Here is a 17,697-nt window from a genome sequence, read left to right as displayed (position 1 = left end):
TCGGACCGCCTGAGCAACAAGGAGGTCCTGTGACATCTGATCCGCCCGCCCGTCGTCGGCGCGGGCCCCGGCCTGTCCCCGTCCCCACTGCCGAGGGGAACGAAGCCGAGTACGGCGACATCCTGGCTGTCCTCGGTCAGCAGCTCGGGGAGAAGGTGGCCGAGGCCACCGACCCCAGCGGCCGTCGTCGGCTCAAGGGAGTCCACTTCGAGTACGCGGCAGACCCGAAGGCCGTCCACGACATGGCCGGGGGTGCCGGATACAGCCTGGCCAGCAACTGGTTCACGCAGCTGTTGGCGCAGCTGGCCGTCGCGAACAGCATCACCAAGTCCCAGCTGTGCGTGTTCCTCTTCGTGGCCGGGGGACAGGTGCCGGGCACCGGCATCACCCCGTACACGCAGCAGGAGATCACGGACGGACTGAACAAGGTCGCCGGCCAGAAGGGCGGCAAGATGATCACGCGTTCCACGGTCAACCGTGCGGTCCAGGCGCTGTGCGGCTACAACTGGGTGGAGAAGGCCGGCAACGGCCGGATCCAGATCAACGTGCGGTTGTGGTTCCACGGCAACAGCACGGCGCAGCACGAGGTGCTCGCCGACATTGCCGAGAAGCACGCGCACGACCCGGAGGCGTTCCCGTACGCGATGGGGCCGGAAGGCGCCCATCAGGAGGAGCTGGAGCTCGACTTCGGGGTCGACGAGAGCTTCGGCACCAGGAAGAGGACCGGGTGATAGCGCTGCAAGACCAGTACGGCCCGTACAGCCGGTACGGCACGTCCAGCAGCAAGCACGGCCCGTACGGCCCGTACACAGGCGACCGTTCACGAGGAAGGCTGTCCCCCCATGGCTAACGTCATGTCTCCGATCGTTGCGGAGCGCATCTGGGCCCTGCCGCTGTCAGGGTCCGCCGTCAAGTTCCTCCAGTACCTCGTCTCCCGCAGCGACTTCGGGGGAACGCTGCCGGTCCGGCAGAAGGACATGGCCGCCGAGTACGGGGTCACCCCGCAGGCCATCAGCGGGCTCATGGCGCCGCTGTGCGACCTGAACATCGTGCTGCGGCCGCCCAGCGAGGAGCGCACGGGCAACTCGTACCGGCTCCACCCGCTGGCGGCTAAGTACGACTCGCCGGAGGCGATGGAGGCGGCGTTCCGCGCGGCCCTCACCCGCATCCAGGCGGGGGACCTGCCGAACCTGAAGCTGCCGACGTACCACCAGGCCCCGCCGGCCCCGACGGGCAGGCCGAAGCTGCAGGTCGCCTGAGGACGGGGCATCCCACCGTCCGTCCGCGGACAAGTGAATGGCCCCCACCATCGGTGGGGGCCATTCGTGCCTGAGCAACTTGGTGACCCCAGTATATTCGCCGCAGCCCCGAAGCGGGCGCCTGAGTTCTCCGGACCTGTGTTCCGTGTCAGGGAGGTGGGCCGGGGCATGAAGACGAGGGGACTCGGCCTGCGATGTCACTGCCGGGCGGGACGATCTGCTCATGCTGAAAGATGTCTTCGCAGAACCTCACTGGGCAACCGGTCTCTACATCGTGGTCGCTCTCTGGTTCGTTGCTCCCCGGTGGACCGCACGGCTTCGGATGGCACCGTCACCTTGTTCGGCGGTCTGGGATGATCTTTGGGTTGTCGGTGTCCGGGAGGGGTGGGGTTCGTGTCGTCTGTGGTGCCGTCGTACAAGAATCACCGCTACCCGGTGGAGATCATTTCGCACTGTGTGTGGCTGTACTTCCGCTTCCCCCTCTCCTTCCGCGAGGTCGAGGAGATGATGCTCGAGCGGGGCATCGGGCACTGTCACGTTGTCGGCGGCGTGATCGTTTGATTGCGCGTCAGGGTGTGCCAGGGCCTGGTAGAGGGCGTAATTCAGGCCGCGGCAAGCAGGCTCCTCGTGCTGCCGGTGATCTGGTTCCAGACGGTGAAGCGGATCATCATCTCGAAGCGGTGGCCGCCGGCGGTCATCAGGTGCCGGTGGGGGCCGGAAGTGGGGTGAGATTCCGGTGAACGCGGCCAGGAACCGTTGCGCCCCACCCGGGCTGCGGAACCCTTTCATCGCGCGTTCCCGCTGCCTCGTTGGCTGGTGGGAGTTCTCGGCCCGGTTGTTCAAGCCCTTGTGGATCCTGCTGGCCAAATGTGGGGGGCAGTCAGGCCGTGAGGGTGAGGTCAAGTCTCGCGAGGTGACTGGTGCGGGTGTGGTCGAGGGGTTGGTTGTTCCACCAGGCGTCGAGGCGGATGAGGTTGAGGGCGACGGCGGAGTAGACGTGTTCGAGGTGGGTCTTCGCGAGGCCGCGATAGCGGGCCCTGCGGTTACCGGTGACGGCTGTGGCCTGGCGGATGGTGCCCTCGACGCCGGCGCGCAGGGCGTATGTGGTCTGCCAGTCGGCGTCCTGCTGGGCGGCGTGGTTCGTGTTGATCAGTTCCTGCAGGTCCCGTGGGCGCAGGGTGAGCTGGCGGCCCTGGCGTGTGGCGTCGGTGCATGCCGCTCTGACCGGGCAGGGGCCGCAGTCGGCCTCGTCGAAGCGGACCGCGATCCCTTCGCGGCCGTGTTGCCGGGCCGGGCTCCAGAACCTGCTGGTGGCGCCCTGGGGGCAGGTGGCTTGCTCGGCGTCCCAGTCGATGGTGAAGGCTTCGCGCTGGTAACCGGCGTTCTCCCGGTCCTGGCGGGAGGTGCCCGCCAGGAGCGGTGCGACCAGGGTGATCCCGAAGGCGGCCCGGGCCCCGGCGAGGAGTTCCGCGCTTGCGTAGCCGGAGTCGAGGTAGTGCTCGGCGGGCAGCAGGCCCCGGTCGGCGAGGGCCCGGTGGACGGGCTCGACCAGCTTCACATCGGGCACGGTCGCGTCCGTGGTCGCGACATGTGTGATCACGTTCGGGATGTCCGGACGCGCCCGGCGTCCCGGCCGCGGGGTCCCTCCGCCGGGCCGGGGCCGCTGGCAGACCTCGCTGATGTGCAGTTTGTACCCGGTCCAGTGTAGGGCGTTCTTGGTGCCGTTGCGGGCGTCGAGGTCGTAGGGCGAGGCCAGGCGCAGTCTGCCGGGCGGGAGACCCTCCTTGTCCGCCTCCCGCCGCTTGACCACCTCCCGCCCGTCGCCGCCGGTGGTGACCAGGTAGTTCTGCACAGTGATCCGGCGCAGGACCTGGACCGCGGGCAGCTCGCGCAGCCACAGGGGCGAGTGAGGGTTGTGGACCGCCCGCAGCAGGGCCACCGCGTCACGGCCGTAGTCCAGTACGAGTTCGTCCCGCTTGGCTTTGGAGCTGGCGGGACGCCAGCTCTCGTCGATGCGCCGCCCGTAGCGGCGGTTCCACCCACGGACGTCCACGGCCTGCGCCACCCAGTGCGGGGCCGCGGCGGACAGCGCCTCCAGCGCGGCCCGCACCGACTCCCCGCACAGCTCGAGGCGGTTCAGGTCCCGCACCGCCGCCAGCACGTGGGTGGAGTCGGTCCGCTGCTTACCCCCAGCCTTGACCAGGCCCTTGCCCTTCAATGCCGCCAGCAGCAGATCCAGTACCCGCTCCTCCAGGCCGTGCTCGACCACCCGGGTGCGGAACTCCGAGAGCACCGAGGCATCGAAGCCGACGTCCTCCAACTCCAGGCCAAGGCAGTACTTCCACGACAGGTCGAACCGGACCCGGTGGGCGGCGGCGCGGTCGGTCAGGTTCTCCGCCATCTGCAGCACCGTCACCATCGCCAGCCGCCCCGGCGACCAGCCCCGCCGGCCCCGCAGACCGAACGCCCCGGCGAACTCGGCATCCGCGAACAGCCCGCCCAGCTCATCCCGCACCCGCATAGCCAACGGCGGCGCCCCACGACCAGCCACCGCCCGCGCGACCCGCACCGTCACCTCAGGGACCTCGGGCCACTGCTCCGGCAGCAACGACATGACTCCCACCCCACCAGCCGGGAACGACAGAACCGGCCACCACCATGCCAACCGCCCGCCCTCACCGCAGGACACGACATTTGGCCAGCAGGATCCCTTGTGGGCACGGTGCTCCACGGAGGGCATCACTTCCCGGTGCGCTGCCCCGTACGACCTCAGCTTGTCGGTCACGACCACCCGGGGTACCTGCCCGGTGGAGGTGAGGAGCCGACGGAAGAAACGCCTGGCCGCAGCCTTGTCACGCCGGCTCTGGACGAGGATGTCGAGGACGTTTCCGTCGGCATCGACGGCCCGCCACAAGTACTTCTGCTTCCCGCCGATCTTGATGAACACCTCGTCGAGATGCCACTTGTCGCCGGGCTGCGGGCGCCTGCGGCGCAGCGCGTTGGCGTAGGCCTGGCCGAACTTCAGACACCACCGGCGGATGCTCTCGTACGAGACGATCACGCCCCGCTCGAGCATCATCTCCTCCACCTCACGGAAGCTGAGGGGGAAGCGGAAGTACAGCCACACACAGTGCGAAATGATCTCCACCGGGTAACGGTGATTCGCATACGACGGCGTGCTGGACGACACGAACCCCACCCCTCACCGGACGGACAACCCGAAGATCATCTCACCCTGCCCCGACAACGTGACAAGGCCGCTGGAGTAGTTGTCCCAGACGAGGGTGACCGGGCCGTCCAGCCGGCGGTGGAGCAGGGCGAGGAAGCGTGGGAAGTCCTTCTTCGTGTAGCCGCCCGACGGCTTGACCGCATAGATCATCCGGGGCTCCGTGCCCTCCTTGAAGCAGATCCACGCGACCATGCTGATCTTGTCGTTGCGTTTCCCGGACAGCCGTAGCACCGGGGTCTGCCCGGCCTTGCCCCAGGTGCGGCGGATGGGCCCGTTCAGCCAGGCTCCGGCCTCGTCCTCGAAGCAGACCCACCCGCCTGTGGCTGTGACCTGCGCGGATGGGAGGCCGCCGGCCACGTCTCCGTGCGCCATGCGGCAATCGCCTCCTCGCTACGCTCCACGGCCCGCACCTTCGGCACCTGCCACGACCAGCCCAGACGGTCCAACAGCCGCCACACCCCGGAGACCTCGTAGCGGACCTTGAACCGCTCCTCGATCAGGACCCCGACCCGGGCCAGGGTCCACCGCTGATCCTCCCAGCCGTACGCCGTCGGCCCCGCCCGCAGAAGACCCTCCAGCTCCCGCTCCCGCTCCTGCTCCGCGCTCAGATACGAACTGCCGCCCGGCCCCCTGGACAGCAGGGCCCGACGGCCGCCCTCAGCCCAGGCCCGCCGCCACAGGCTGACCGCCTGCGGCGTCACCCCGAGCATCTGGGCGACCTTGCTCTGCCGCATCCCCTGTTCGAATAAGACCGACCGGCAATAGGCAGCCTCTGTCGAGTGATCGAGCGCGGTGGATGCAGTGCGGGCACGGGTCCACGTGATCATGGAGTTCTCTACGCTCAGTGATCACGAAGGACGGCCGTGCCCGCGCTGCCATCTTGCCTGCTCGAACCCCTCTGGGACCAGTTCTCCGCACTCCTGCCCGCCCGGCGAGAGTTCGCTGCGGACCACCCGCTGGGCTGCCACCGCCGCCGGATCGCTGACCGGACGGTCTTCGAGCACGTCGTGCTCGCGCTGGTCCACGGCTCAGGCTACGAGCGCATCTCCACCCCCGGATGCTCCGACCGCACCATCAGACGCCGCGTCAAGGAGTGGTCTGAACTGGGGATATCCGAGAAGGTCCACGCACTGGCTCTCGAGGCGCACGACCGGATGATCGGTCTCGGGCTGGGCGAGATCTCGGTGGACGGCTGCATCACCAAGGCCCCGTCCGGCGGTGAGAAGGCGGGACGCTCCCCGGTCGACCGGGGCAAGCAAGGACTGAAACGCTCGGTCGCCTCCGACGCCTGCGGTGTCCCGATCGGAATCGTCTCCGCCGGCGCGAACCGGCACGACTCACCCCTGCTGGGCCCCACCCTGGAGGCGGCGAAGGCACAGGTCGGCGCAATGCCGACGGCGGTCAACGTCAACCTCGACCGCGGCTACGACAGCACCACGTCCCGTGCGCTTATAGCCGAGTTGGGATTCACGGCCGAGATCGCGCGTAAGGGCGTGCCAGCCCCGATCCAAGCCGGCAAGCGCTGGGTGGTCGAGCGCACGCACTCGTGGATGAACGACTACGGCAAGCTGCGGCGCTGCACAGAGAAGAGCGGCAGCATCGTGGACTTCTACCTGTACCTGGCCGCCGCCCTCGTCACGCTCCGCATGCTCATCCGTCGAGCAACGAGCCGCTACCGCTGGGCCGACCGCCCCACCACCCGACGCCTCAAGTGATCCATTTGCCGGTCGGTCTAAATCAGCCGCCTGCAAACGTCGCCGCTCCAAATCAACTGGGCTCAACGACGCACGAGTTCGAGTCCCCATACACCCGGCATACCGAACCTGCCCAGATCATCAAACACGGCATCAAAGATCAGTACGCCATCTCACAGGACTCTTTGCGCTGACCGGTTGAATCCGCCATCTCGTTCGCCCGTTTCAGCTGCGGGTGGGGGCCCGCCCTCGGACGCTGACGAGAAGGGGGGTGAGAAATTCTGAATCGGGATTATTGAAGACCGCCAGCGCTTCTTCATATTCCGATTGCGTCATTGCGCCACTTCCGAGCAGTGCTTCTTCGACTTGGGAAAGACTGAGGGAGAACAGGCTTTCCGCTCCCCCTGCGAACGGATAGGCGTGCGTCTCCAGCGTCAATTCGATGAACCCGGCATCGAGAAAATTGTGGAGCAACTTGCTTCCGTATTCTGGTGTTGCGCCGAATCGACTCATGGCCTGTGCTCCGAGCTCAAGAAATTTGGAGACGGTCGGAGCCAGGTCGCTGCGCGTATGACGGCAGACCAAGTCGATCGAGGAGGGTGACAGGTCGTGGGATTCGATGACGAGCCAGCCCCCCGCGTTCGTTGCCCCAGCAAGGGAGTGGAACGCCTGGTCGGCGCTGTCTAGATGTTCCAGTACTGCTCGACAGTGCACCAGGTCGTAGGCGTTCTCAGCTAGCGAGTCCTGCGTGAGGTCGTGGTAAATTGCGGTGAACTCATGATCTTTCGCGGCATTCTCCAGCAAGGCTGGTTTGGTGTCGGTGGCCAAGACCGATCCGCCTATGCCAACGAATGACGCCAGCCACGCTGCTATGGTGCCGGTGCCGGCGCCTGCTTCGAGGCACTGCCAGTCTGGTCTGATGCCGATTTCACGCAAAAATCGATGCGTGCCGGGGTCGTATATGCGAGAAAATTCTGACAACCTCTGCAGCTCTTCGGTGTGGGCTGACCTCAAGATATAGGACTCGCTGTTCATATTCTCTCCGGCGCCGGCGGTTAATTTCTTCGGTGGAGGGTGACCCGTAGACCATCGGGACGCACGGTGGCTGAGTTGGCTGTTTCGCGGACCGAGTCAGGCGCTACGAGGGTGATACGCCATCTAGTGAGAACAGTAACGGCGATGACCATCATTTCTGCCCAGGCGAATGAGTCACCGATACATTTGTGCGGACCTGCAGCAAACGGCATGAAGAGTTTCGGCGATTTGGTACTGTCCCGCTGCCAACGTTCGGGATCGAATCGGAATGGATCTGGATAGTGACGTGGGTCTCGGTGCAGCGTGGTAAGGCTGAAAAGGATGTCAGAGCCAAGGGCGAGCGACACGCCGGCGTAGCGCAAGGGAAGCACCGCACGGCGCATGAGGATCCAGTTTGGGGTGTGCAGCCGAAGGGTTTCGTTGAGCGCTGCTCCCATGAGCGCAAGGTCAGGAATTTCACGCCACGTCACGCCGTCTTCGCTGATGACGGTCTTGATTTCTTCGGCAATTTCGTCTTGCAATTCTGGACGGCGGGCGAGTTCGTAGAACAGCCATGCGAGGGACGTGGCGGACGTCTCGGTGCCGGCCAACAGCACGGAGACTGCCTCGTCGCGAATCTGAACCGGGCTCATCGGCTGACCTGCGTCATCCCTTACGGACAGCAGCAAAGACAACAATGTCTCTTCTGCCGGTTCTCCTTGGCTCGCTTGTGTGACTATCTCGTCCACAGTATGTCGCAAGGCCCGGACGGCGGCGTCAAAGCCCCTATTGGCCGGTGTGGGTATTTTCTCGATCACGGATGACGGGTAAAGTGCTCGGCGAATGAAGCCGCCGAGAACCACGGGAGCAGCCTGAAGGATTCGATCCTTTTGATCCGGGCTCAGATGTGCGGCGAAAAGCGCTTCCAGGACGATGTCCCGAGTGAGTTCGTGGATGTTCTCGATCAGTTCTATAGGCCTGTCAGGCTCCCAACGCCGCACTGCCAGTGAAGCTTGAGCGGCCATCTTATTTGTGTACATATGGATTCTGTCTTGGTGGAACGCTGGCTGGACAAGCCGTCGCTGATGCAGATGGGCGGCACCCTCGGAAATGAACAACCCATTCCCTAGCAGTGGGCGCGCCTTATCGAATACAAATCCCTTCTCCACTTTCGCCGCATCCTGCACGAGGAGAGTGCGGACAAGTTCGGGAGTGGTGAGCACGTAGACAGGTCGCCGCCATAGATATATCTTGACGACCGGGCCGAGGCGTTCCAGTGCTTGGAGAAACTGGATGGGATGCCTCATGAGAGGGAGCAAGTGCCCCACCAGGGGCAGACGCCCTGGGGCGACTGGCGCACCCGAAGTGCCACGAAGAAGGTGGATGCCAGTCACGTCTGTTCGCCGCCAAATTCTTGTGCCACCCGATCGGCTCTCGGTACATCAAATCGCGAACTCGTACGGGACCAGTCAATGTGGCCCCGCAGCCATAGCCCGAGACTCCGCACATATCTACTTACAGAAGAGTCAGCACGGGCGCAAAGGTCTGCGCTTGCGTCTATGAATCGCTTCATTTCGCGGGAGCGGATCTCCACCGCTTTTTCTTTGGCATCTTGCGGGGCCAAGTGGTTCTGCCTCGAAATGACCTCGATGAGGTTATGACGACCGCGGTCGTCGACCTTTTCTTTAGCGTACGAATATAGGTCGTTGTCCCAGCTGACAAGGTTTGCCGTCATGTCGTTGAGGCTTCGGAGTGCCGGACTATCGAAAAAAGCAGGCGCGATCTCGTAGCCTGCCGCGATGTCTATGAGTCCCAAGCACGTGTAGGTGGCACCCGCGTGGCGGCGCATCGCCACGTATTCAGAAACGCCAGGGACTGTTTCGGATTCTCTGTTCGCGGCTTCCCATACCTGCGCGGCGAGGTAGTCGCGGACCGCTGTCTCCCATCGAGCAAGTTGCGAAGACGATGCCCGGGTACGAATCCGCTCCTGGATTTCCCTTAGTGCGGAGGCGTAGTTTTGTATCGGCGCTGGTGTCTCGTGGGGTGGCAGACCAGAGTCGATCACACGCGCCAGGAGCGCCGTCGCGCGAGCCATTGTCTTAGACTGCCCGCCGTGTTCCGCAGCCTCGCAATATCCGTCGTCGAACGCGAACAGCCACATATACCAGTCGGACAAAATGCCCAGCATTTCCGCGTTCACTTCGGGGTTGGTCCGAGCCGCGAGAACTCCGCTGTGCTGACTTTTAATTCTTTCCATTTTATCTGGGTGCCCTTCGAGGAGACGCCTCTCCTCCAGCCAGGTAAAGCTCAGCATGTCAACCTGCTCTGCGTGGCAGTTGACCAGTGAAGGGAAAGGGCACCATGGAACGTCTGAGAACTTGTCCAAATTTCGAATGGCAGGCATTCCGCCTCCCTTAGACTGGGCAGCCCTGAATCGAATATTGGGAGATCGCCCCAACTGAAATTGGCCTACCACTATGCTACGACGCGGTAGCTGCGTCCGCTTGGCGAGCCGGCCGTTAGCCGGTGTACGCCGTTGTGCCGTCCGTAAACCCGTAGGCACCATTCGACCTCGGGGAGTTATAGCCGTAGTGCAGCGGAATGCGAACTCATGCGCCGCGACGTACCGTTACAAGTCACGGCCCGGATGGGCCTACAGGAGATGCTTCGACTGTACAGTGGAAGCGATTGAGACCCTGCTCAGGGCCAGATGAGAAGCTCAATGAGCGCCGATTGAAGATCTTCTTCCTCCATCGGAAGGGAGGCTCAAGATGTCGTGGGTAGACGACGTCGAGCGCACGATCGTCAATGAGTATGTGCAGATGAGCCTGGCGTTTCCAGCCAGCGACCGTGGTTTTTCTGCGTTTCGTTCAGTTTGGCTACAGTCGGTTGCCGATGAACTCGGCACTGTTACGGACGACGCGTCGGGATTGGCGCCAGTTCCTCACCCATTTGACAAGCTCCTTTCCTCATTCATCTCAGAGCAGGAGGTCTCCCGTCCAGCCGAGGACAATGAGTCATCCGCCTCGCTCACACAGGGACCGGGGGCATGCGGAGCCAATCGACGCTGGGCTCTGGAGGCATTCGTCATGCAAGTCGGCGAGCTGTGACCTGGGCGACGGCCAGTTCCAACCTGGCCCTGGTCAAGTACTGGGGCAAGGGGGCGAGCGGTCACGACGCCGCGGGCGCGAGCCTGTCCGTGACCCTGGACGGCCTGAGCAGTTTCGCAGGGGTCCAAAGGCACCAGGGGCCAGGTTCAGGAGCAAGTGGCAGCTGTAGGTGGAGTCCGCCCGGGCCCACGGATGGCCTGGCGCGGTTCGTCTCCCATGCCCGCCGCCAGCTGGGCATCAGTGACGCCCTCGACGTGGTCATCACTTCCAACTTCCCAGTAGCGGCGGGTCTTGCTTCGTCAGCGTCCGCCTACGCGGCACTCACCACCGCACTCGGGAGCATGGTGCACCCTGCACCAGGTGGCGCCGAGCTGGCTGAGCTGGCCCGCGCGGGCTCAGGATCGGCCTGCCGCTCGCTCCTGGGCGGCTTCGTACTGTGGCGGCCAGGGGAGCGCGAGAGCGTGGCCCAGGTCGCGCCTGCGGAGCACTGGCCACTGGAAGTCGTGATCGCAATCACCCGAGAGGGGGTCAAGCACACGTCCTCACGGGACGGGATGCTTCGCACCGCCTCCACGTCTCCCTTCTACAAGGCCTGGCTGGCGGCCGGTGCTCAAGACCTGTCCGAGGTCATAGCAGGTGTGCTCGGCAAGGACCTGAAGTCGATCGGCCTGGCGGTCGAACGTAATGCGCTGCGTATGCACGCCTCCGCCCTGGGGGCGGACCCACCTCTCTTGTACTGGGAGCCTGCCACTGTCGCAGTCATCCGCGAAGTGTGGCACTTGCGGGCTGGCGGCCTGATGGCGTTCTTCTCGATCGATGCCGGCCCGCAAGTCAAGATTCTCTGTGAGCCCGGCTCCGGTGATGCAGTCGCCGCCGCCGTGGCCGCTGTGCCCGGGGTGTCGCGGGTGCTGCGCTCTCGGCCGGGTGGCGCCCCGCGCGTGCTTTCACAACCGCCGTCCTGGGCAGAGTCAGCATTCACCCCGCCCCGACCTACGCAAGCGCCGCTGACGGGCCAGGACCATGGATGAAGTGCGCGTCTATGCACCGGGCAAACTGCTCGTGGTCGGCGAGTACGCGGTGCTTCACGGAGATCGTGCCCTGGTGGTGGCGATGGACAGCGGCATCGAGTGCTTCAGCTCGCCTTGCCCCCAAGGGTGGTGGCTCGCCGCCCCAGACCTCGGTGTGGATGCCCCCCTTGGTACCGCGGGGAAACTCGCCTCGGGTGCTGGTCTGCTGGTGGCCGCTGTTGACCGGGGTGCCCATGCTTTCGTTCAACCGTCGCCCCGGCACCTGACCGTTCAGGCGCACGGCCGCCACGGCCACCGCAAGGTCGGACTCGGCGGCAGCGCCGCCAGCGTCGTAGCGATCATGGGGGCTCTGGCCGCTACAGCCGGCCACGACCTGGAGAATCCGCTCACGCGTAGCCGGCTCTTCGACCTGTCGCTCGCCGTGCACCGTGAGCACCAACACGGCCTGGGCAGCGGAGCCGACGTGGCGGCGACCGTATTTGGTGGGTGGCTCGGCTACCAATTGCGAGACCACACCCCACACGTCGCTCACGTTGCCCCGCCCCCCGAGCTCACCATCTCCGCTGCCTGGACCGGTGTGGAAACGCCTACGTTGGCTGGCCTCGCTGCATTCGACCGCCTCCCCAACCGTCGGCGTCACCTCGATCGTATGCATACCGTCCTGAGAGACTTCTGGTGCGCGTTCGAGCAGCATCAGCGAACGGACCTCGGTAATGCCGTTTGCCGCTATGGCGAACTGCTGGACGACCTGGCTCAGGATCTTCAGCTACCAACCCACGTCCAGGTCTCCAAGCTGGTCAGAGCTTCCAAGGCAGCTACCACAGCAGTCAAGGGATCCGGAGCAGTAGGGGGAGACTGCGTAATCGCCCTCTGCTTCTCCTCTGCGCAATCAGCTGCTCTCCGCTCGGCATGGAAGCAAGTCGGAGTCAGTCCGCTGCACCTCTCGCCGGACCTACGCGGCGTGCGCGTGGTACGGAAAGGCAGGACAGCACCCACCCAGCCGCCGATTGCCACACGATCGGGAGCACCACCACATCCGGAATCAGGGCACGCGCAATGAGGAACCAACACACCCGTAGTGATGATCCAGCCCCTGAGGACACCGCTTCCAGCACGCGGTCCGCCCAACCTGCAAGCCGCCGCGCAGCATCTCCAGCCAACGGCCGGACATCGCGCTACCCCGGCTTCCACCGTCTGCCCTTGGGTAGCCGGGTCGATTGGCTGACCGACATGGCGAGCCTGACCCCTGAGGAGCGGCAACTACTGCAATCCGACGCGCCACTCCCGCTCACCCATGCCGACACCATGATCGAAAATGCCGTGGCGGTATATGGGCTGCCGTACGCGCTCGCAGTCAACTTCGTGATTAACGGAACCGACGTCATCGTGCCCATGGTGATCGAAGAACCGTCCGTAGTAGCCGCCGCGTCGCACGCCGCCAGACTCACTCGGAGCTGCGGCGGCATCTCTGCTGACGCCGACCCAGCCTTGATGCCAGGGCAGATCCACATCACCGATCTCTCCGACGCAAACGCCTCGGCGACCCGGGTGCACAACGCCTCGGCCCGACTGCTCGCCGAAGCACGCCACCTGCAACCGCGCATGGTGGCCAGAGGATGCGGCGCCTGTCGCGTGACCGCCCAAGCGCTGCCGGACGGCAGCCTACTGGTGACCTTCATCATTGATGTGGGCGACGCCATGGGAGCCAACGCCGTCAACTCCCTGCTGGAAGACATAGCCCCTGAAGTGGTGGCCGTGACCGGAGGAACCCTTGGCGTGAGGATCATCTCCAACCTTGCCGACCACCGCATGGCACATGCACACGTCGACATTCCCGACCGGTTCCTGGCAAGCCGGGACCACGACGCCTCCGAAAGCGCGGAACGCATCGCCCAGGCATCGCTGCTGGCAACGATGAGCACACATCGCGCAGCGACCCACAACAAGGGCGTCATGAACGGCATCGACGCGGTCGCACTGGCCACCGGCCAGGATTGGCGGGCCATAGAAGCCGGAGTACACGCCTTCGCGGCACACACTGGGAGCTACCAGCCGGTAACGACCTGGCACCACGAGAGCGGACAGCTTCGCGGCCGCTTCGAGGCACCCATCGTCGTAGGCACCGTCGGAAGACGAATCCAAGCCAACCCCCGCGCCGCCCTTTCGCTGAAACTGATGGGTATCAGCAGCGCCAGAGAACTCGCGACCGTCATGGCCGCCGTCGGGCTGGCACAGAACCTCGCAGCCCTTCGCGCCCTGACGACAGAAGGCATCCAGCGCGGCCACATGGCACTCCACCAGCGGTACGCCACCCACCAGTCGCACGCGGACCAGACCCGAACATGACAGTCAAGAGCATGCAATATGTTCCGGGGAAAGCCATCCTGCTGGGCGAGCACGCCGTGCTTCACGGGCAGCCCGCCATCGCCGCCTCCCTTCCCATCGGCATGACGCTAACTGCCTCAAGCACAACCCACAGCGCCCGCCGCCCCCGCTGCCGAGACCCGAAACTAAGGCAAGCCGTGCAACTTGCCACGGCCTTCTTCCACATGGACGAACGCAACATCAGCATTCGCATCCGCTCCGCGCTGCCGGCCGGTGCCGGCCTCGGCAGCTCTGCCGCGCTGAGCGTCGCCCTGGTGCGCGCGATCGCCAATCTGCATGCAGCAGAGCTCAGTCAGACAGACCTGCTGCGCATGGCAACTGAAATCGAGTGTGTCTTCCACGGCAGGTCATCCGGCTTGGACGTCTGCACGGTGCTGCACACTGGCCTGATCTGGTATCAGCCAACCACCATTCCAGCCATGCATCCCCTGGCCATCCCTCGTGAGTTCGCACTTGTGATAGGCCTCACAACAGAGCGGCGGTCCACCTCCACTTCCACTACCACAATCGAGGCGGAGACCGCTCGAAACGCACCTCTGGTTGAAAGATCCATGACCGAACTGGGCACCCTCGCAACCCTCGCCCGCACTGCCATTACCGGCGGCGACATCGCCGCTCTCGGCCAATTGATGAACGCGGCACACTCCCACCTTCACTCTCTCGGCCTTGCAACGCCGTCTACCAATAGCGCGATCAACACAGCGCGGGCAGCGGGAGCCATAGGAGCCAAACTCACGGGGGCGGGAGGCGGGGGTGCCTTCATCGCCCTCGCACCAGAGCCAGCCCGCGCACCACAGATCGAAGCCGCTCTGAACTCAGCGGGGGTATCCACCTTCACAACATATCTACCACCGCTCACCTTGTGATGGCTGTGTCATGAATCAGGTGTGAGCTTCCCCGAAGGAGTCACCTGATGAGCAGGACCGTTGATCACTCGATCGAGGCGGCGGCTGGTGTGTCGCTTGCCGAGGTCGGGGGCGGCGCCCAGGGTGCCGGCGTGAGGATGTCGAAGACCGGGCCGTCGGCGAACGGGCTGAGCCTGCCGCTGCTTGACGAGCTGGCGGTGCTGGCCACCGAGAAGGTTCTGGCTGGTGAGGGGCTGCGGTTGATGGGCGAGGGCGGGCGCTGTCACATTATGAAAAATGGCGTGCACGTGGCGGGAAATCTGGCCGAGCCGAGCAATGCTCGGAACCTGTGGATCGGCCCGGGGTGGGGTGCCTCGTGGGATGTGGAGGGCGTACCTTCCCGGGTGATCGACTCAAGGTCACCGAGTAGGCCCGCGGTGTCGCGCGGGCTGGGAAGGCACGCCCGTGCTCAGCGTAGTCACCGAAGACGGCACCACCGAGAGCGGTACCTCTCTGATCGACGAGATCGTCCGGGAAGGCGCGAGGCGGATGCTCGCCGCCGCCCTTGAGGCCGAGGTCGAGCAGTACATAGCCGAACTCACCAGCGAGCGGGACGAGGCCGGGCGGCGGTTGGTGGTCCGCAACGGCCGTCACCGGCCCCGGTCGGTTGCCACGGCCGCGGGACCTGTCGAGGTGGCCGCGCCGCGCGTGAACGACAAGCGAGTCGATGCCGGGACCGGGGAGCGTGAGCGGTTCTCGGGCCTTGACCCCGAAGGCGTTGTCAGGTTGAGTGGGGGTGTCGCTCGGTGGGATGATCATCTGTCTGGTCGGGGTTGCTGGAGGGGCTGCTCGTGGAGACGGTGTCGTACCGGGGTTTCCGCTTCCCGCCGGAGATCATCAGCCACTGCGTGTGGCTGTACCACCGCTTCGGTCTGAGTCTGCGTGAGGTCGAGGAGCTGATGCTCGAGCGGGGCGTCGAGGTGTCTTACGAGACGGTCCACCAGTGGACCCGCCGGTTCGGCCCCGCCTACGCCGGCGCGCTGCGCCGGCGCCGCCCGCAGCCGGGCGACAAATGGCACCTGGACGAGGTCTTCGTCAAGATCAACAAGGTGCAGAAGTACTTGTGGCGTGCCGTCGACCAGGACGGGAACGTCCTCGACATCCTGCTGCAGAACCGCCGCGACGAGGCCGCGGCCAGGCGTTTCCTCCGGAAACTGATGAAGAAGACCCGCTCGGTGCCCAGAGTGATCATCACCGACAAGCTCCGCTCCTACGGAGCCGCCCACCGCATGGTGATGCCCTCGGTGGAACACCGCTCCCACAAGGGATCCTGCTGGCCAAATGTGGGGGGCAGTCAGGCCGTGAGGGTGAGGTCAAGTCTCGCGAGGTGACTGGTGCGGGTGTGGTCGAGGGGTTGGTTGTTCCACCAGGCGTCGAGGCGGATGAGGTTGAGGGCGACGGCGGAGTAGACGTGTTCGAGGTGGGTCTTCGCGAGGCCGCGATAGCGGGCCCTGCGGTTACCGGTGACGGCTGTGGCCTGGCGGATGGTGCCCTCGACGCCGGCGCGCAGGGCGTATGTGGTCTGCCAGTCGGCGTCCTGCTGGGCGGCGTGGTTCGTGTTGATCAGTTCCTGCAGGTCCCGTGGGCGCAGGGTGAGCTGGCGGCCCTGGCGTGTGGCGTCGGTGCATGCCGCTCTGACCGGGCAGGGGCCGCAGTCGGCCTCGTCGAAGCGGACCGCGATCCCTTCGCGGCCGTGTTGCCGGGCCGGGCTCCAGAACCTGCTGGTGGCGCCCTGGGGGCAGGTGGCTTGCTCGGCGTCCCAGTCGATGGTGAAGGCTTCGCGCTGGTAACCGGCGTTCTCCCGGTCCTGGCGGGAGGTGCCCGCCAGGAGCGGTGCGACCAGGGTGATCCCGAAGGCGGCCCGGGCCCCGGCGAGGAGTTCCGCGCTTGCGTAGCCGGAGTCGAGGTAGTGCTCGGCGGGCAGCAGGCCCCGGTCGGCGAGGGCCCGGTGGACGGGCTCGACCAGCTTCACATCGGGCACGGTCGCGTCCGTGGTCGCGACATGTGTGATCACGTTCGGGATGTCCGGACGCGCCCGGCGTCCCGGCCGCGGGGTCCCTCCGCCGGGCCGGGGCCGCTGGCAGACCTCGCTGATGTGCAGTTTGTACCCGGTCCAGTGTAGGGCGTTCTTGGTGCCGTTGCGGGCGTCGAGGTCGTAGGGCGAGGCCAGGCGCAGTCTGCCGGGCGGGAGACCCTCCTTGTCCGCCTCCCGCCGCTTGACCACCTCCCGCCCGTCGCCGCCGGTGGTGACCAGGTAGTTCTGCACAGTGATCCGGCGCAGGACCTGGACCGCGGGCAGCTCGCGCAGCCACAGGGGCGAGTGAGGGTTGTGGACCGCCCGCAGCAGGGCCACCGCGTCACGGCCGTAGTCCAGTACGAGTTCGTCCCGCTTGGCTTTGGAGCTGGCGGGACGCCAGCTCTCGTCGATGCGCCGCCCGTAGCGGCGGTTCCACCCACGGACGTCCACGGCCTGCGCCACCCAGTGCGGGGCCGCGGCGGACAGCGCCTCCAGCGCGGCCCGCACCGACTCCCCGCACAGCTCGAGGCGGTTCAGGTCCCGCACCGCCGCCAGCACGTGGGTGGAGTCGGTCCGCTGCTTACCCCCAGCCTTGACCAGGCCCTTGCCCTTCAATGCCGCCAGCAGCAGATCCAGTACCCGCTCCTCCAGGCCGTGCTCGACCACCCGGGTGCGGAACTCCGAGAGCACCGAGGCATCGAAGCCGACGTCCTCCAACTCCAGGCCAAGGCAGTACTTCCACGACAGGTCGAACCGGACCCGGTGGGCGGCGGCGCGGTCGGTCAGGTTCTCCGCCATCTGCAGCACCGTCACCATCGCCAGCCGCCCCGGCGACCAGCCCCGCCGGCCCCGCAGACCGAACGCCCCGGCGAACTCGGCATCCGCGAACAGCCCGCCCAGCTCATCCCGCACCCGCATAGCCAACGGCGGCGCCCCACGACCAGCCACCGCCCGCGCGACCCGCACCGTCACCTCAGGGACCTCGGGCCACTGCTCCGGCAGCAACGACATGACTCCCACCCCACCAGCCGGGAACGACAGAACCGGCCACCACCA

Annotated in this window: 15 protein-coding genes and 5 pseudogenes; 11 read left to right on the top strand and 9 right to left on the bottom strand. The window is 65.7% G+C overall.

Annotated features, from left to right (window positions below; genetic code table 11):
• The first annotated feature begins 29 nt into the window (after nt 1-29).
• The 3 genes and pseudogenes from OG435_RS49440 to OG435_RS49430 form a co-directional block, all read left to right on the top strand.
• Entirely contained in the window at nt 30-731 is a 702-nt protein-coding gene (locus tag OG435_RS49440) for a hypothetical protein (protein WP_266888432.1), read from the top strand.
• Nucleotides 732-854: 123 nt separating this feature from the next.
• On the top strand, nt 855-1,259 hold the full coding sequence (locus OG435_RS49435) for a hypothetical protein (protein WP_266888430.1): 405 nt from the start codon (nt 855-857) through the stop codon (nt 1,257-1,259).
• Between the two features lie 393 nt (nt 1,260-1,652).
• Nucleotides 1,653-1,784, top strand: a pseudogene (locus OG435_RS49430) (IS6 family transposase); the annotation flags it as partial.
• 204 nt (nt 1,785-1,988) lie between these two features.
• Here the strand turns inward: OG435_RS49430 and OG435_RS49425 are convergent.
• From OG435_RS49425 to OG435_RS49405, 5 genes and pseudogenes are all read right to left on the bottom strand, one after another.
• A pseudogene (locus OG435_RS49425) lies at nt 1,989-2,102 on the bottom strand (IS6 family transposase); the annotation flags it as partial.
• A 37-nt stretch (nt 2,103-2,139) separates the two neighbouring features.
• Nucleotides 2,140-3,780 (bottom strand): IS1182 family transposase, encoded by a 1,641-nt coding sequence (locus tag OG435_RS49420; protein ID WP_266888004.1) that lies wholly within the window; start codon nt 3,778-3,780, stop codon nt 2,140-2,142.
• Nucleotides 3,781-3,966: 186 nt separating this feature from the next.
• A pseudogene (locus OG435_RS49415) lies at nt 3,967-4,449 on the bottom strand (IS6 family transposase); the annotation flags it as partial.
• 12 nt (nt 4,450-4,461) lie between these two features.
• Nucleotides 4,462-4,680 (bottom strand): hypothetical protein, encoded by a 219-nt coding sequence (locus OG435_RS49410; RefSeq protein WP_266888428.1) that lies wholly within the window; start codon nt 4,678-4,680, stop codon nt 4,462-4,464.
• An 83-nt stretch (nt 4,681-4,763) separates the two neighbouring features.
• Nucleotides 4,764-5,315, bottom strand: coding sequence for a winged helix-turn-helix domain-containing protein (locus OG435_RS49405; protein ID WP_266888426.1), 552 nt, complete (start codon nt 5,313-5,315; stop codon nt 4,764-4,766).
• Nucleotides 5,316-5,351: 36 nt separating this feature from the next.
• On the opposite strand from OG435_RS49405, the gene OG435_RS49400 reads away from it, so the two are divergent.
• Nucleotides 5,352-6,203, top strand: a complete 852-nt coding sequence (locus OG435_RS49400) for an IS5 family transposase (protein WP_266875534.1) — start codon at nt 5,352-5,354, stop codon at nt 6,201-6,203.
• A gap of 204 nt (nt 6,204-6,407) precedes the next feature.
• On the opposite strand, the gene OG435_RS49395 is transcribed toward OG435_RS49400, so the two are convergent.
• Genes OG435_RS49395 through OG435_RS49385 form a run of 3 tightly spaced genes read right to left on the bottom strand, consistent with a single transcriptional unit; the run spans nt 6,408 to nt 9,600 of the window.
• Nucleotides 6,408-7,217: a class I SAM-dependent methyltransferase gene (locus OG435_RS49395; protein WP_266888424.1), complete on the bottom strand. Its 810-nt coding sequence runs from the start codon at nt 7,215-7,217 to the stop codon at nt 6,408-6,410.
• 20 nt (nt 7,218-7,237) lie between these two features.
• Nucleotides 7,238-8,590, bottom strand: coding sequence for a cytochrome P450 (locus OG435_RS49390; protein ID WP_266888422.1), 1,353 nt, complete (start codon nt 8,588-8,590; stop codon nt 7,238-7,240).
• Nucleotides 8,587-9,600 (bottom strand): terpene synthase family protein, encoded by a 1,014-nt coding sequence (locus tag OG435_RS49385; RefSeq protein WP_266888420.1) that lies wholly within the window; start codon nt 9,598-9,600, stop codon nt 8,587-8,589. The genes OG435_RS49390 and OG435_RS49385 overlap by 4 nt, the downstream gene beginning before the upstream one ends.
• A 367-nt stretch (nt 9,601-9,967) precedes the next feature.
• Here OG435_RS49385 and OG435_RS49380 point away from each other — a divergent pair, with 367 nt between their 5' ends.
• The 7 genes and pseudogenes from OG435_RS49380 to OG435_RS49350 all read left to right on the top strand — a co-directional run.
• Nucleotides 9,968-10,306, top strand: coding sequence for a hypothetical protein (locus tag OG435_RS49380; protein WP_266888418.1), 339 nt, complete (start codon nt 9,968-9,970; stop codon nt 10,304-10,306).
• A complete protein-coding gene (gene mvaD, locus OG435_RS49375) occupies nt 10,246-11,334 on the top strand; it encodes a diphosphomevalonate decarboxylase (RefSeq protein WP_266888416.1) in 1,089 nt (362 codons plus the stop codon). Before OG435_RS49380 ends, mvaD begins: the two co-directional genes overlap by 61 nt.
• Nucleotides 11,327-12,394: a mevalonate kinase family protein gene (locus OG435_RS50545; RefSeq protein WP_353962817.1), complete on the top strand. Its 1,068-nt coding sequence runs from the start codon at nt 11,327-11,329 to the stop codon at nt 12,392-12,394. The genes mvaD and OG435_RS50545 overlap by 8 nt, the downstream gene beginning before the upstream one ends.
• A complete protein-coding gene (locus tag OG435_RS49365; RefSeq protein ID WP_266888412.1) occupies nt 12,391-13,680 on the top strand; it encodes a hydroxymethylglutaryl-CoA reductase, degradative in 1,290 nt (429 codons plus the stop codon). The genes OG435_RS50545 and OG435_RS49365 overlap by 4 nt, the downstream gene beginning before the upstream one ends.
• On the top strand, nt 13,677-14,585 hold the full coding sequence (gene mvk / locus OG435_RS49360; protein ID WP_266888411.1) for a mevalonate kinase: 909 nt from the start codon (nt 13,677-13,679) through the stop codon (nt 14,583-14,585). The genes OG435_RS49365 and mvk overlap by 4 nt, the downstream gene beginning before the upstream one ends.
• Nucleotides 14,586-15,029: 444 nt before the next feature.
• Nucleotides 15,030-15,323, top strand: a pseudogene (locus OG435_RS49355) (transposase); the annotation flags it as partial.
• 74 nt (nt 15,324-15,397) lie between these two features.
• A pseudogene (locus OG435_RS49350) lies at nt 15,398-15,892 on the top strand (IS6 family transposase); the annotation flags it as partial.
• A gap of 26 nt (nt 15,893-15,918) precedes the next feature.
• Here OG435_RS49350 and OG435_RS49345 read toward each other — a convergent pair.
• A complete protein-coding gene (locus OG435_RS49345; RefSeq protein ID WP_266875295.1) occupies nt 15,919-17,652 on the bottom strand; it encodes an IS1182 family transposase in 1,734 nt (577 codons plus the stop codon).
• Nucleotides 17,653-17,697 lie beyond the last annotated feature (45 nt).

This window comes from Streptomyces sp. NBC_01264, assembly GCF_026340675.1.
Taxonomy (GTDB): Bacteria; Actinomycetota; Actinomycetes; order Streptomycetales; family Streptomycetaceae; genus Streptomyces.
Note: the sequence above shows the minus strand (reverse complement) of the source record. Positions and strands in the feature narration are given on the sequence as shown.

Bases quoted from the DNA above. Each gene is read 5' to 3' on its own strand.
- OG435_RS49435 (WP_266888430.1), top strand. From the start codon at position 855: ATGTCTCCGATCGTTGCGGAGCGCATCTGGGCCCTGCCGCTGTCAGGG.
- OG435_RS49420 (WP_266888004.1), bottom strand. From the start codon at position 3,780: ATGCGGGTGCGGGATGAGCTGGGCGGGCTGTTCGCGGATGCCGAGTTC.
- OG435_RS49410 (WP_266888428.1), bottom strand. From the start codon at position 4,680: ATGGTCGCGTGGATCTGCTTCAAGGAGGGCACGGAGCCCCGGATGATC.
- OG435_RS49405 (WP_266888426.1), bottom strand. From the start codon at position 5,315: ATGATCACGTGGACCCGTGCCCGCACTGCATCCACCGCGCTCGATCAC.
- OG435_RS49395 (WP_266888424.1), bottom strand. From the start codon at position 7,217: ATGAACAGCGAGTCCTATATCTTGAGGTCAGCCCACACCGAAGAGCTG.
- OG435_RS49385 (WP_266888420.1), bottom strand. From the start codon at position 9,600: ATGCCTGCCATTCGAAATTTGGACAAGTTCTCAGACGTTCCATGGTGC.
- OG435_RS49380 (WP_266888418.1), top strand. From the start codon at position 9,968: ATGTCGTGGGTAGACGACGTCGAGCGCACGATCGTCAATGAGTATGTG.
- mvaD (WP_266888416.1), top strand. From the start codon at position 10,246: ATGCGGAGCCAATCGACGCTGGGCTCTGGAGGCATTCGTCATGCAAGT.
- OG435_RS50545 (WP_353962817.1), top strand. From the start codon at position 11,327: ATGGATGAAGTGCGCGTCTATGCACCGGGCAAACTGCTCGTGGTCGGC.
- OG435_RS49365 (WP_266888412.1), top strand. From the start codon at position 12,391: ATGAGGAACCAACACACCCGTAGTGATGATCCAGCCCCTGAGGACACC.
- mvk (WP_266888411.1), top strand. From the start codon at position 13,677: ATGACAGTCAAGAGCATGCAATATGTTCCGGGGAAAGCCATCCTGCTG.
- OG435_RS49345 (WP_266875295.1), bottom strand. From the start codon at position 17,652: ATGTCGTTGCTGCCGGAGCAGTGGCCCGAGGTCCCTGAGGTGACGGTG.